The following is a 14,818-nucleotide window of genomic DNA, read 5'->3' on the forward strand; positions in this document are numbered from 1 at the left end:
AATATCTTACTCCCCACCCAACATCTCCATCAATTCCAAACACCTGCGAGTAGTTTTGGCGTCATCAAAGGTTAATAGCAAACGTAATCCTGCTGGAGTTTGCTTTTCTTTCATTCTACAAATAGAACTGTTTTTTTGCACAAAATTCACAACTTGCATAAATCGCTTGGATTGGTAGTAATCCGATTGTTGATCTGAAACAAAATAACCAATCATCTTGCCTTGCTTCAATACCAATTTCTCAATTCCTATTCGTGTAGCGATCCATTTAATACGAATACTATTCATCAACGCTTTGGCACGTGGCGGCATAGGTCCGAATCGATCAATCAATTTATTTTGAAATACGATTAATTCCTCTTCGTTTTTGATGGCACCTAATTCATTGTACAAACTCAATCGTTCCGATACATTATTGATGTACTCATCAGAAAACAATAGTTCAAAATCAGTATCTATTTGAAGGTCTTTTACATATTCTTTTGTTTCAATATTATTTTCTTCAGGATACAAATCTTTGAATTCGTTTTCTTTTAACTCATCAATAGCCTCGTTCATGATTTTTTGATAAGTATCAAAACCAATTTCGTTGATGAAACCGCTTTGCTCACCGCCCAATAAATCTCCTGCACCACGAATTTCTAAATCTTTCATGGCAATGTTAAATCCGCTGCCCAATTCACTGAATTGTTCCAAGGCCTGAATACGTTTACGAGCATCTTCGGTCATACTTGAATATGGCGGACAAATAAAATAACAGAACGCTTTCTTGTTGCTACGCCCTACTCGACCACGCATTTGATGCAAATCAGACAGTCCGAAATTATTGGCATTATTGATGAAAATCGTATTCGCATTCGGTACATCCAATCCGCTTTCTATAATGGTTGTTGCGACTAAAACATCAAATTCACCGTTCATGAAGGCCAACATCAACTCTTCGAGTTTTTTACCATCCATTTGGCCGTGACCAATACCTACTCTTGCATTGGGAACCAAACGCTGAATCATGCCAGCTACTTCCTTAATATTTTCTATTCGGTTATTGATAAAGAAAACCTGTCCGTTTCGCTGAATTTCATACGAAATCGCATCTCGAATAGTCTCTTCGCTAAAGCCAACCACATTCGTTTCAATAGGATATCTATTTGGCGGAGGTGTTGTAATAACTGACAAATCTCGCGCTGCCATCAATGAAAACTGTAAGGTTCTCGGAATTGGAGTTGCCGTTAAAGTTAAAGTATCTACATTAGCAGCAATGGTTTTGAGCTTGTCTTTAACGTTTACACCAAATTTTTGCTCCTCATCTACAATCAATAAACCAAGGTCTTTGAAAACTACATTTTTGTTGACTAATTGATGCGTTCCTATAACAATATCGAGTTTACCTTCGGCTAATAATTTTAATGTTTCGGCTTTTTGTTTGGCGGTTCTAAAACGATTTAAATACCCTATTGAAACCGGCATATCTTTCAATCGTTCCGTAAAAGTGCGGTAATGTTGATAAGCCAAAATGGTTGTGGGAACCAAAATGGCAACTTGTTTGCTATTGTCCACTGCTTTGAAAGCCGCACGAATCGCCACTTCGGTTTTACCAAAACCTACGTCACCACAAACCAAGCGATCCATCGGTCTATCGCTTTCCATATCCGCTTTTACTTCTGCGGTTGATTTAGTTTGGTCTGGCGTATCCTCGTAAATGAATGAGCTTTCTAACTCATTTTGCAAATAACTGTCGGGCGCGTATTGAAATCCTTTTTCAAGTCTTCTTTTGGCGTAAAGCTGAATCAAATTGAAGGCAATATGCTTAACACGCGCCTTAGTTTTTTGTTTTAAAATTTTCCAAGCATTCGAACCCAGTTTGTATATTTTGGGAGGCGTACCGTCTTTTCCGTTGTATTTTGAAATTTTGTGCAGCGAGTGAATACTCACATACACAATATCATTATCGGCATAAACGAGCTTGATCGCTTCTTGTGTTTTGCCTTCGACTTGTATTTTTTGCAACCCTCCAAAGCGTCCAATTCCGTGGTCAATGTGCGTAACATAATCCCCAACCGAAAGTGTCGTGAGTTCTTTTAAAGTGATATTTTGTTTTTTCGAATAGCCATTTTTGATGCTGAATTTATGATAGCGTTCAAAAATTTGGTGGTCGGTGTAACACGTGATTTGGTTTTCTTCGTCAATAAAACCTTGATACAACGGCAGCACAATGGTGTGATATTGCTTGCGAATGTTTTCGGAATTGGCTTCGTCTAAACTTTCAAAAATATCATGAAAACGCTTGGCTTGCGCATCATTCGAACAAAACAAATAATTTTTGTAGCCGTTGAAATGATTTTCGTTTAAATTATTCAATAACAAATCAAATTGTTTGTTAAATGAAGGCTGTGGTTTTATGTGGTATTCAAATTTTTTGGTAGTTCTAAAGATGGCCTTCGAACTCCATTCGACGATCGAGAAATCCAAAGCTCTTTTTATAAATTCGGCTTGATTCAGAAACAATTGTTCTGGTGAAGCGCGTTTTATTTCCTGTGATAATTTTGCAAAAGCTTCCTCAGCTTTCCCAAATTGCTTGTCAAGTTGTGCTAAAAAATCTTCGGTATTTTGAATAAAAATGACCGTTTTCTCTGAAACATAATCTAAAAAACTTTCTCGATTTTCCTGAAAAACTTTGTTTTCAACATTTGGAATTATAGTGATCTTTTTCTGAGTTGCAATAGACAATTGTGTTGCTACATCGAAGGTTCTGATACTCTCTACTTCGTCCCCAAAAAACTCAATTCGGTACGGATCGTCATTTGAAAATGAAAATACATCCACGATTCCTCCACGAACCGAAAATTCTCCAGGCTCAGTAATAAAATCAACTCTTTTAAACTCGTATTCAAATAAAACTTCGTTGATAAAGTCTATCGAAATTTTATCATTGATCGCCACTTTTAAGGTGTTTTTATCCAACTCTTTTCTGGTAACCACTTTTTCAAACAAAGCCTCGGGATACGTTACAATAACGGCGGGTTTTTTTCTAGAATTTATACGATTCAATACTTCGGCACGAAGCAGTACATTAGCGTTATCTGTTTCCTCAATTTCGTACGGACGACGAAACGAACCGGGATAAAAAAGTACGTCTTGATCACCAATAATCTGTTCCAAATCATTCAAGTAGTAGGCCGCTTCTTCCTTATTGTTTAAAACAATTAAAAAAGGCAACTCTGCTTTTTTGAAAATAGAGCGAATTACCAATGACACTGCCGAACCCAAGAGTCCCGACAAATGCATTTTTACGGCGTTGTTATCCTGTAAACACGCAACAATTTGCAGGTTTTGAGGCGTATTATCATAGATCGTGTATAGGGCAGTTTTACTCAACTCGGGGTATATTTGGGTCTATTATTGGTGTATTTGGAATTGCTCGTGTAGAATCTAGCATTCGTCTAAGCTCAGATTCCCCTTCTTCTAGCGGGATCTTACTTTTTTCTACAATTTTATCCATTTGTCTTTGTAGCGAAACTAATTCTAGATTTATTTCTGCTATCAAAAGAACCACTTTTTTATCTGGAATTTGATCCAGATGTATGAATAAGTCAAGCATTCGAACCTTAGTAACTAGGGTTGCAATTCTACTTTTTATTTGAGGTTTGTCAAATTCAAAAGGAATTTTATCCTGTAGCGCAATTGCTTTTTTAGAAAGTGCTTTGGCTTTACGCTGGTAGGCGTTGGCTGTGTTTTTTGGTTCTTGAGATAATTCATCAAGAAAAAGTCGGAATTCATTCCAGGAAGACAAACTTTTCTCGGAAGCATCAGTAAGAGGAGTGTCATAAAAATTCCAATTTTTTTGAATGTTTTTTAAGATCACTTCTTGTTTTTGAACTTCTTTTTTGTTTTCCAAAACGCGGTTATCAACCTCATCTTTACAAGAGCTTACAAGTAAAACCAGCATGAGGAACACAAAGGAAGAGTATTTCATTTTTACATAAGTTAAAGTACAAAGTTACAAAGTAAATTTACAATTATGAATTATAGAAATCGAATAACAATCTAGTACCTATATATTGTATTTTAGCAATAAAAAAACAAACAATTAGCAGTAAGAAATAGCACATTACTAATTTTTATATGTTTTTATAAAGATTATAATAATTTTTTGATATTTTCGAAAACGTTATCTTTGCTTAACAAAACTTAAAAAACATGAGTACAAAAATATTAATTATAGGCGCTTGTGGCCAAATAGGAACAGAGCTTACGCAAAAGTTACGCGCAATTTACGGAACAGAAAATGTTATAGCCTCTGATATCCGTAAATTAAATATTGATGTCGTAAATTCAGGGCCCTTTGAAGTGGTAAATGCGTTAGATTTTAATCAGATTGAGCATTTAGTTGAAGTACATCAAATTACTGATGTGTATTTAATGGCGGCGCTTTTATCAGCAACAGCCGAGAAAAACCCAGCATTTGCATGGGACTTGAATATGAACTCTTTATTTCATGTTTTGAATTTGGCGAAAGCCGGAAAAATAAAAAAGATATTTTGGCCATCAAGCATTGCAGTTTTTGGACCAACAACCCCGAAAGAAAACACACCACAATACACGATTATGGAGCCATCAACGGTTTATGGTATCAGTAAACAAGCAGGCGAAAGATGGTGTGAGTATTACCACAATATCTTTGGTGTAGATGTACGTAGCATACGTTATCCAGGTTTGATCAGTTGGTCATCGCCTCCTGGTGGCGGAACTACAGATTATGCTGTAGATATTTATCACAAAGCACTCGCCGATCAAAAATACGAGTGTTTTTTATCCTCAGAAACTAAAATGCCGATGATGTATATGGACGATGCTATTGCAGCAACCATTAAAATCATGCAAGCGCCTGTAGAAGAAATAAAAATTCGTTCCTCATACAACCTTGCTGCTATGAGCTTTACGCCAACAGAAATTGCTGCCGAAATCAAGAAACACATTCCTGAATTTACCATTACGTACGAGCCAGATTTCCGTCAGAAAATTGCCGACAGCTGGCCAGCAAGTATTGATGACAGCAGTGCTCGCGAAGACTGGAACTGGAATCATGAGTTTGATTTAGCAAGCATGACGGTGGATATGCTAGAGCATTTGAAGTAAATTTTTTGAACATAAACAAAACGCCGCAAAATTGATGTTTTGCGGCGTTTTTTCATTTGAAAAACTTGTCAACCTATTTTAGGAATACTCAGGGCTATCATCACGAGCGGGACGTTTGCGCCAGCCAGGGGCTTGTTGCTCTCTTGAATTTACACTAATTTAAAACATTAGTTGAACCCTTGTGAGTCACAATCCATTTATATTTTACTTTTTTCATTATTACAATAATTGTCTTCGCCGCTCCTATTAGCAATTTATGTACTGTAAAAACAACATATTTGTTGTTTTGATAATAAATAGGTTCGGAAAAACCATATACTTCAATATCACCTCTATTATATTTCTCAACCATAAGTTCGATCCCTTTATCAGTATTCATACTTTCTAAAACAACTTTTTCAAACCTAAAGTTATCTTTTTTCCAAAAGTCATCTTTGCACCAAATCCTTTTACCCTGCAAACATTTATTTTTATATTTGGCCTTCATTATTTCGAAGTCTTTCTTATCGTACAGAGTATCATCTCCTTTACCATTTCCAGCAGCATCAATAATCATTATATCGTTTAACCCAAATATTTTCAAAGTTTCATTTGAATTGATTTTCTCTCTTGCAACAAATATAACTTCACTTGTATCTTTATAAATTGTTTCAAAATAATCATTGATAGCCCTATTTTTTTCTTTTTGTGACTGTGAAAATAATGACTGTGAAAGAGTAGAAAAAAAGAGTAAAATAATAATTGAGTATAAATAATATTTTTTCATCTTCTTAAAATTTAGTTATATGTTTTTACAATTGGTACCTGAATACCAAATTTTGTATTGTTATCTTCTGTAAGGCGGGGTGAGCGTCCCGCTCCTGAACACAAACTTAATAGTAATATACCTCTAGAAAAAACTTAATATCACAAATTGGAATTCTAATGCTTGTTGGCAATAATCACGGTCGGGACGCTTGCGCCAGCCGGGGGAAAGGTCGACTTCAACCACAGGATCAGGAATTTCTTTCAACACTACTAATATGTCTTATTTGGGTTAAAAGCTTCGTGTGTTCTCATCCATTTACCTTTCATTTTTTTCATAACAACAACAAAAGTATTTCCGCCTGATATGCATAATTTTAAATTTGTAAAAACTAAATATTTCTTATTTTGATAGTACATCGGTTCAGAAAAGCTAAATATGCAGATATCGTATTTTTTATATTTTTCCATTATTGATTCAAAACCTCTTTTAGTGTTCATACTTTCAAAAATGATTTTACTGTATCTAAAATCATTTTTGTCCCAATATTTGTTAGTATCTCAAATTTTATCTCCCTGAAAAGGTAAATCTTGATTCTCTTTTTTTAACTTTTTCCATTCTTTTTCGTTAAATAAATGATTTTCAGCTTCTATATTTCCATTTAAATCAATGGATTGGATGAATTTTTGTTCGAATATTTCTAATGTAAGATTTGAATTGAGTTTTTCTTGGGCAATGTATACTTCTCTATTACTATCTTTTATAATTGTTTCAAAATAATTATTGATAGCTTCAAGTTTTTCTTTTTCATCGTTTTTATGATAACTTTTAGTTTGCGAATAGTGAAGATAGGTGATAAATAGTGTTAAATATAATATTATCTTTTTCATAATTTAAATTTTAATTACAGGGTATACCTACAGCTGTTTGTTGCTTAGGAGTCCCCAGCTGACGCAAGCGTCCCATTCGTGAACACAAACTAAATCGTGATAAACCTCAAAAAATCGACTTATAGTCACAAACTGTAATCATTGCATATTGGCTATCATCACGAGCGGGACGCTCGCGTCAGCCGGGGATTGAATTTTTTAATCTTATATTTGCTCAACTCACGAAGTCAGGATTACCAATATGAGTTTGAATCCATTTCCCATTTTGTTTCTTGTAAATAACTAGATTTGACGAATGACTAGTTATCGTTCTTGCAGAACCGTGAGTAAATGAAAACATGAGATACCTATTATTCATATAAAAAATAGGATCAGAAAAACTATAATACTCATAGTCTTCGGTTTGCATGAGGTATTTTTTTATGTATGCAGTTGAACCAATGTTTAGATCTTCAAAGATTAGATTTTTATAATTAAAATTTTCTGGTAACCAACAGCAAGAACCACGATTAAAAGTTTTGTTCTTTATTTCGGTTGACGTAAATTTTTTACTGTACTTTTCTCGTGCGATTTCCCATTCAGAATCTCTAAAAAATTCCGAATCTTTGTTTTTAATTTCTAAAGTAATGGAATCAATTGTATATATATCATTATGAAGCAGCCACTTTAAAGTAGTATTGGTATTGATTTTTTCACTGAAAATCACAAAATATTTAGATTTATCATCAATTCTGGTCCTTAAAAAATCATTCAAAACTTCGTATTTATCATTCAAAGTATCGTTACTGATAACAACATTTGTTTTGATTGCCACACTTTTTCTATTACTTTTTATACTACAACTGATAGTTAGTAGAAGAATAAAACTGATAATAAAATAGATATTTTTCATAACTGTATTATTTAATTACAAGGTTTGCCAATGGCATCTGATGAGTATACTCCTATTGTCTCTGCAACTAATCTATTTGTTATTCGCTTCCTTTCTTCACTACCTATGGGATATTTTTTATTAAAAATTTCAGTTCCGTCTAAACCACTCCATGCCAAGTCTGCAAAAACCTGCTTGTCTGCGAGTGAGACGGGCCTTGATGTATTTCCTAAATGGTATTTTTCTAATGCAGATGCTATTGCATCAACATATTTATTTGCCATGTCTTCATGTTGAGCGGCTAAAGTATTACCTGATCCTGTTTTTTGGACATATAATTTAAATAACTCTGGAAAACCATTGAAAGGAGCGTTAGTAGGATAAATTTTGTAATCATCTACAATACTTAACATATAAGCATGAACTATTTCGTGTAATAAACCAGTAGCCCTATATAATTTTGTTGCATCTGAGAATGAATTGTTAGAAACTGTAATAGAATAATTATTTTTTGAAATAACTTTAGTCTCAGCATAATTATTCAATGCAGTGGGACCCATTTGTAATTTAACATTGTATTCACTTGTTCCAAATTTTTCTAAGATTTTAACAATATCATTATTGGTATCCTGATTTATCTTATCCATAATTTCTTTTGTACAAGGATCCAATTCACTATCATCAATTTTATCTTCAAAATCCACCTCTTCTTCAACAGGTTCAGCCCCGGTATACCCGCCACCGCCACCAGATTTTAACCAATAATAATCCTCAACATCTGAGACTGATTTATTACGATCTATCATAGGTACAAAATTATAACTTGTTTTTTTGAAGTTATTGATAACTATTACTTCATGCAAACCGAAAGGCTCTTCACCAAATGAATTAGAAGATTTACTTGTTGCATCTTTTTTTATAGGAAGAAGATCAATTACATAGTTGTTGTTTTTTAACTTGTAAGCTCTAATAAAATCACCATTTAGTCTCTTCATAATGATGATGCCTGTAAATGAATTTATAGTAGAGGATTCACTTGCATACTCATTGTAAACAATTGATTCAATGGTGTTGTCTACTTTCCACAATATTACACGTGTTTTCTTATCTTTTATATCAGATTGCGCAGGAATCACTGTTATTAAAGCCTCTTTATGCGACGTTTTTTCTTGTGTGATTTTTTCAAAATCATAAACTAAGGGAACGTTTGTACTTTTTGATTTATTACCATTCAGTCCATTACTGTTTTGTAAAAACTGAATCGCTTCTTGTTTTGACACCGTTTTAATGGTGGTCTCATTCTGCATTAAGGCTTCTTCAGTACTACAAGATTGCATAATACAAAATGTAATGCTCATGAAAAATAAAACGATGCTTCGCCTTATTTCAATTGTTTGTTTGTTTGTTTTCAAATTTTTAAAATTTAAAGTTAGTTATAATTATTTTACAATTGTTAAAATTACAGTAAGGTTATACTAAGTAACGATTCCTATAAAATCTTGACAACATATTTTTTCAAATCTAAAACATTAGTTTCAATCCATTTTACGGTTTTTATGTTAAAGTTTTACGGTTATTTGAGATTTTAAATCTCGATTTAAACTGTTTTCATTGGTTGCTGGTGTTTGAAAATATAGAAAAAACAAGTGATATTGACTCTATTACTAGAAATTTAGGCTGATTAAGCATATAAAAACCGCAAAATTGATGTTTTACGACATTTTTTATTTTCTACTTTTTCGTATTCAGAAAACCTATACTTCCATTCAAAAAACAATCTTTTCATAAAAAACATACCAGAAATCATCTTATAATTATGTAACATAATAACTTTAAAAAATAAATGTAGCGCACTCATTATCATTATATTTGATAAAAAGCTAAGCGCCATGAAACTAAAATCAAGTGAACCTTTTTGGTTGGTAAAAAATGGAATCATCAATTCCTATCCCTCAGTAAGAGAAAATTTGGACACAGAAGTTCTTGTTGTAGGAGGCGGAATTACCGGCAGTCTTATAGCGCATCAATGCATGGCAGATGGTTACAAAACCGTGCTTATTGATCGCAGAGAAATTGGTCACGGAAGCACATCGGCTACAACATCTATGTTGCAATATGAGATTGACGTGCCTTTGTACCAACTTATTGATTTGATTGGTGAAAAAGCTGCCGTTAACAGTTATTGGGCGTGTTACAAATCAATTGATGATTTGCAGAAAATCGTACAACAAGTAAAATCAGATTGTGGTTTCAAGAAAAAAGAATCCCTTTATTTTGCCGCTTTAAAGAAAGATGTTGTCTGGTTAAAAAAAGAATTTGAAGCACGAAAAAAAATTGGAATGCCTGTAAAATGGCTAGAGGCGGAAGAAATTGATAAAAAATTTAAAATTAAACGTTCACATGGCGGCATCTTGTCTGAACAAGGTGGCAGTATAGATGCTTTCCAATTAGCGCATGATGTTCTAGCATACAATCATAAAAAAGGATTGCAGATTTTTGATAAAACCGACATTAAAAAAGTTACCTACACACAAAATGGCGTAACCGTTTTAACAGAACATGGCACTACTATTACTGCTAAAAAGATACTTTACTGCAACGGTTTTGAAAGTACCGAGATCATTAAAGACAAGTTTGTAAAATTACTATCTACTTATGCTATTGTGGGCGAATGTTTTGAAGACGATCAATCACATCTTAACGACACGCTGTTTTGGAATACAGCAGAACCTTACATGTATATGCGAACCACAGATGATAATCGATTGCTTATTGGCGGTGAAGATGAAGATTTTGTAGACGCTGCAAAAAGAGATTCCTTACTCAATGACAAGTCCGATAAATTGACTAATTATCTGAAGAAAATTTTACCTGATTATGATTTTAGAACAGATTTTGTTTGGGCAGGTACTTTTGGTGAAACCAAGGACGGATTGCCCTACATTGGCAAACATCCTAATTTTCCGGGCGCGTATTTTGTTTTGGGCTTTGGCGGAAACGGAATCACTTTCTCAGTCATTGGAATGGAACTCGTTTCTGAAATGTTAAAAAACAAGAAACATCCTTTAACCGAATATTTTAAATTCAGAAGGTGATTTCTTGATGGCACTTTTAGATTTCTAAGTAATCAATTCTATTGTAGAATACACCCAAATCCAGCAACACAAAAATGTTCGTTTTATAGCCAGATGATATTTTTTTCTTAAAATTGAAAACTGATAAATGTGCCTAAAAGATAAATTGTAAATCAAAATTAAGCATTTAAAAACAGGTCCTTTTTGATGCATTAAAATAAAATCCCTTTTTATCATAAAAACAAAAAAAGTGTTGCGCTTGCTCATGTAAAAAACAACAAAAATTACTCTTTTTTACCAGTCTTAAACAATGGCACAGCTGAACAAGCTTCGCCATACATAATACTGCGAGCTACTTGCTGTAAATGTTGTACTGCAACTACATAAGCACGAGTTGGAACTGGTTTTTTTGAACATCCTTTCAAGATAACGGGTTTGTCTTGATAAACAGAGTAGTCAATTTTTGGCAGCAATTCTTCGTAAAGTGAAGCATCAAGATCTTCTAATGTTCCGTTGATTGTTTTTTTTGCAAAAGGTGCTACCTGCGTTGCCACTAAAATCGATGCCCAAGCCGGTACAATTGCGTCAGTACTGCAATTAATTGCTACGTAATGATCTTGGTATTGCGACCAATCGTGAATTTTGAGACTTTCTCTGAAATCTTTCTCTCTTAATAAAAACCCTTCAGCAAGCCATTGTGAGATGTCAATTTGTGTACGAATCCCTTTTGGATAATAATCCTCAAGATCGAAAACTTCGAGCACACTATTGGCTACTTTATTGATTATTTCTTCCATGTTTGAAGTCTTAAAGTCAAATGTCAAAAGTCATAAGGTCTTTTACTTTCAAACTTTATGACTTTCAACTTTACGACTTATTATAGCATCCCCAATTCTAATTTGGCTTCTTCACTCATCAAATCTTTGCTCCAAGGTGGATCAAAAGTAATTTCAACTTCGGCATCTTTTACATGCTCGATAGATTTAATTTTGTCTTCAACCTCTTTTGGTAAACTTTCTGCAACGGGACAGTTTGGAGAGGTAAGAGTCATAAGAACTTTTACTTCGTAATCTGTATTTACCATTACGTCATAAATCAAGCCTAATTCGTAAATATCTACAGGAATCTCTGGATCGTAAATAGTTTTTAATTTTTTTACGATTGCTTCTCCTAATTCGTTAGTGTCTATTTCTTGTGTCATGTTTCAACAATTTATATTTATAATCTTTTAAACCATATAAGTCACATAAGGTCATTTAAGTTTTGTGTTTATTTTCAATTTAACAGTTTTGACTTTTAATATTTTTACGTGGCTAGATCGGCATTGGTGTGTGTATAATTTTTTACAACCATATAAGTAACTTAAAGTCATTTACGTCCTTCGCTTAATCGTTGAGATATCGATATTTTTCATTGACATAGGTTTTTTGACCTTCTTTAAAAATATGAGTTACATTAAAGTTCAGTAGTAATCCTATTGGGATTTCTAGCAATTTCATGTAAGTCAAAATTTGGGCTTCATGAATCGGCAGCACTTTATCTAATGCTTTAAGTTCTACCACTAAATTTTTTTCAACCAATAAATCACACCTTAAGCCTGTTTCAAGTGCTAAACCTTTGTAACATACTGGTATTTTAAGTTCTGTTTCGAATTCAATACCTCTTATTGTTAATTCCTTTTTCAAACAAGTATGATAAATACTTTCTAAAAGACCTGGGCCAAGGTATTTATGGACTTCAATAGCCGCACCATTAACTTGGTAAACTAAATCTTTTAGATAAGTTTTTGTCATACTTTTTATTTTATTACATTCCTAAAAACATTTTTAAGTAAAATGGAGTCTTCTAAGTTTTATTTTATTCATTTCCGATTTTATTTTAACTTATGTGACCTTATATGTCTTATATGGTTTAAAGAAATTTAGTTCTTTGCATCAAAAGCCAAAGCATACATTTTGATGTTTTTTATCATCGAAACTAAACCATTTGCACGAGTGGGTGATAAATGTTCTTTTAGGCCAATTTCATCAATAAAATCCATATCGGCAGATAGAATGTCGGCAGCTTTTTGATTGCTAAAAGCGCGAATCAAAATGGCAATAATTCCTTTGGTTAAAATAGCATCACTATCGGCAGTGAACACAATTTTATCATCGGCTTGCTCACCTTGTAGCCAAACTTTTGATTGACAGCCTTTGATGATGTTATCTTCTGTTTTAAATTCTTCTTTGATAAGCGGTAGCTTTTTCCCCAGTTCAATGATGTATTCGTAACGATCCATCCAATCATCAAACATCGAGAATTCCTCTACTATTTCTTCTTGTATATTTTTTATAGTCATGTTTATTCTTGTTTAATTTGCCTCAGCTAAAGCATTGATTTTTTTTACCAATTTTTCAATTTCTTTTGGAGGAGTACCATGATCAAATGTTTTACTTTGATAGGTCTTTTCTTTGTGCACTATTTTCAGATTTGCCATTGCTGCGCCGTCGTGAAATCTTTTTTCAGAAGGTGCTTTTAATGTTTCCACTTTGTCAAGTTCAATAGTTTGAAAATCTGTTACAAGTTCCTTCCAATCCGCATCAGAAATGGGAGTTGTGGTAGGTTTTTCAGTCTCATTTCTGTCTTTACTTACACTCAATTCTTGGTTGACAACGGTAATTTTTTGATAAAAACCTCTCGTATTAGCCGTGTACTCTATCACTGTGTTTTCTAGATCAGATTGTTTCTTGTTGCTGCAAGTAGATCCAAGAATCACGGTAGCGACTAAAGCAAGTACTGTTTTCATATAGTTATTATTTAACGTTAAGCAAGCATATTTTGAGCTCTTTTTACGGCGGCAACTAAGCTGTCAATTTCTTCTTTGGTATTGTAAAACGCAAACGAAGCTCTTATGGTACCAGTAATTTCAAAAAAATTCATGATAGGTTGTGCACAATGATGTCCTGTTCGAACTGCAATTCCTAATTTGTCAATTATAGTGCCAATATCGTACGGGTGAATTCCTTCAATATTAAATGAAATGACAGACGTTTTTTCTTTGGCAGTACCGTAAATTTTCAAACCTTCAATGGTTAATAATTGTTGGGTACCATACTCTAGCAATTCTTTTTCTTGCTGCTGAATGTTGTCAAAACCTACTTCATTCATATAATCAACCGCAGTTCCTAATGCAATTCCTCCAGCAATATTAGGAGTTCCTGCTTCAAATTTATGAGGTAACTCTGCATAAGTTGTTTTCTCGAAAGTCACTTCTTTGATCATTTCGCCACCACCTTGATAAGGCGGTAATTTATTCAACCATTCTTCTTTACCATATAAAACACCGGTTCCTGTTGGTCCGCACAATTTATGTCCTGAAAAAACATAAAAATCGCAATCTAATTCTTGTACATCAGGTTTTAAATGTGGAACGGCTTGTGCACCATCAATCAAAACTGCAGCGCCTACTTCGTGCGCTTTGTCAATCATGTATTTAACAGGATTGATCGTTCCTAGCGCATTCGAAATATGATTTACCGTTACCACCTTAGTTTTATCCGACAACAATTTGTCGTATTCGGCCATGATCAACTCCCCATCCGTATTCATCGGAATGACACGTAAAATAGCCCCTGTACGTTCGCACAACATTTGCCAAGGCACAATATTGCTGTGGTGTTCCAATGCCGAAACTAAAATTTCATCACCCGGTTTTAAAATCGAAGCAAATCCATTGGTTACTGCATTAATACCGTGTGTGGTCCCAGAGGTAAAAAGTACTTCGTGAGCAAATTTTGCATTGATGTGATTTTGAATTTTCTTTCGGGATTCCTCATAGGCATCCGTTGCTAATTGGCTCAAGGTATGTACGCCTCGATGAATGTTAGCATTGATTTCTTGGTAATATTTCGCTATCGCATCAATCACCACTTGTGGTTTTTGAGTGGTAGCTCCGTTATCGAAATAGACTAATGGTTTACCGTTTACTTTTTGAGTAAGTATCGGAAAATCGGCTCTTATTTTTTGAATGTCTAGCATAGTTATCGTAGAAAAAATCTAGATACAAAAGTACTGAAATTAAACCGTTTTGAAATTATGAAACCCAAGTTTTTCATACTTT

At 33.8% G+C, this 14,818-nt stretch carries 14 protein-coding genes; 2 read left to right on the forward strand and 12 right to left on the reverse strand.

The annotated features are described in order from the left end of the window. Positions 1-6: 6 nt before the first annotated feature. Entirely contained in the window at positions 7-3,375 is a 3,369-nt protein-coding gene (gene mfd, locus LQ189_RS14605) for a transcription-repair coupling factor (RefSeq protein WP_230158162.1), read from the reverse strand. Continuing rightward, positions 3,368-3,973 carry a hypothetical protein gene (locus LQ189_RS14610; protein ID WP_230158164.1) on the reverse strand — a complete coding sequence of 202 codons (606 nt, stop codon included), beginning with the start codon at positions 3,971-3,973 and terminating at the stop codon, positions 3,368-3,370. Before LQ189_RS14610 ends, mfd begins: the two co-directional genes overlap by 8 nt. Before the next feature lie 224 nt (positions 3,974-4,197). On the opposite strand from LQ189_RS14610, the gene LQ189_RS14615 reads away from it, so the two are divergent. After that, positions 4,198-5,136 carry an L-threonine 3-dehydrogenase gene (locus LQ189_RS14615; protein ID WP_230158165.1) on the forward strand — a complete coding sequence of 313 codons (939 nt, stop codon included), beginning with the start codon at positions 4,198-4,200 and terminating at the stop codon, positions 5,134-5,136. Positions 5,137-5,290: 154 nt separating this feature from the next. Here the strand turns inward: LQ189_RS14615 and LQ189_RS14620 are convergent, their stop codons facing one another. The 4 genes from LQ189_RS14620 to LQ189_RS14635 form a co-directional block, all read right to left on the reverse strand. Next, complete coding sequence (locus LQ189_RS14620; protein ID WP_230158167.1) at positions 5,291-5,902, reverse strand: hypothetical protein; 612 nt, start codon at positions 5,900-5,902, stop codon at positions 5,291-5,293. Positions 5,903-6,441: 539 nt separating this feature from the next. Beyond that, on the reverse strand, positions 6,442-6,771 hold the full coding sequence (locus tag LQ189_RS14625) for a hypothetical protein (protein WP_230158170.1): 330 nt from the start codon (positions 6,769-6,771) through the stop codon (positions 6,442-6,444). Positions 6,772-6,985: 214 nt separating this feature from the next. Next, positions 6,986-7,663 (reverse strand): hypothetical protein, encoded by a 678-nt coding sequence (locus tag LQ189_RS14630; RefSeq protein WP_230158172.1) that lies wholly within the window; start codon positions 7,661-7,663, stop codon positions 6,986-6,988. Between the two features lie 11 nt (positions 7,664-7,674). Beyond that, positions 7,675-9,054: a hypothetical protein gene (locus LQ189_RS14635; protein WP_230158174.1), complete on the reverse strand. Its 1,380-nt coding sequence runs from the start codon at positions 9,052-9,054 to the stop codon at positions 7,675-7,677. A gap of 477 nt (positions 9,055-9,531) precedes the next feature. Here LQ189_RS14635 and LQ189_RS14640 point away from each other — a divergent pair, with 477 nt between their 5' ends. Beyond that, the gene (locus tag LQ189_RS14640; RefSeq protein WP_230158176.1) at positions 9,532-10,737 is read left to right on the forward strand and encodes an FAD-binding oxidoreductase; all 1,206 of its coding nucleotides are present in this window, start codon (positions 9,532-9,534) and stop codon (positions 10,735-10,737) included. Between the two features lie 263 nt (positions 10,738-11,000). On the opposite strand, the gene LQ189_RS14645 is transcribed toward LQ189_RS14640, so the two are convergent. The 6 genes from LQ189_RS14645 to LQ189_RS14670 form a co-directional block, all read right to left on the reverse strand. Beyond that, positions 11,001-11,513 carry a DUF2480 family protein gene (locus LQ189_RS14645; protein ID WP_230158179.1) on the reverse strand — a complete coding sequence of 171 codons (513 nt, stop codon included), beginning with the start codon at positions 11,511-11,513 and terminating at the stop codon, positions 11,001-11,003. A gap of 80 nt (positions 11,514-11,593) precedes the next feature. After that, the gene (locus LQ189_RS14650) at positions 11,594-11,917 is read right to left on the reverse strand and encodes an SUF system Fe-S cluster assembly protein (RefSeq protein WP_086455167.1); all 324 of its coding nucleotides are present in this window, start codon (positions 11,915-11,917) and stop codon (positions 11,594-11,596) included. 184 nt (positions 11,918-12,101) lie between these two features. Then, positions 12,102-12,509 carry a GxxExxY protein gene (locus LQ189_RS14655; protein WP_230158181.1) on the reverse strand — a complete coding sequence of 136 codons (408 nt, stop codon included), beginning with the start codon at positions 12,507-12,509 and terminating at the stop codon, positions 12,102-12,104. Positions 12,510-12,637: 128 nt separating this feature from the next. Beyond that, positions 12,638-13,057, reverse strand: coding sequence for a SufE family protein (locus tag LQ189_RS14660; protein WP_086455165.1), 420 nt, complete (start codon positions 13,055-13,057; stop codon positions 12,638-12,640). A gap of 12 nt (positions 13,058-13,069) precedes the next feature. Further along, positions 13,070-13,504 carry a hypothetical protein gene (locus tag LQ189_RS14665; protein WP_230158183.1) on the reverse strand — a complete coding sequence of 145 codons (435 nt, stop codon included), beginning with the start codon at positions 13,502-13,504 and terminating at the stop codon, positions 13,070-13,072. 17 nt (positions 13,505-13,521) lie between these two features. Continuing rightward, entirely contained in the window at positions 13,522-14,736 is a 1,215-nt protein-coding gene (locus LQ189_RS14670; RefSeq protein ID WP_230158185.1) for an aminotransferase class V-fold PLP-dependent enzyme, read from the reverse strand. Between the last annotated feature and the right edge of the window lie 82 nt (positions 14,737-14,818).

Origin of the sequence: Flavobacterium sp. CECT 9288 (genome assembly GCF_918731615.1) — a bacterium.
In the GTDB taxonomy this organism is placed as follows: Bacteria; Bacteroidota; Bacteroidia; order Flavobacteriales; family Flavobacteriaceae; genus Flavobacterium.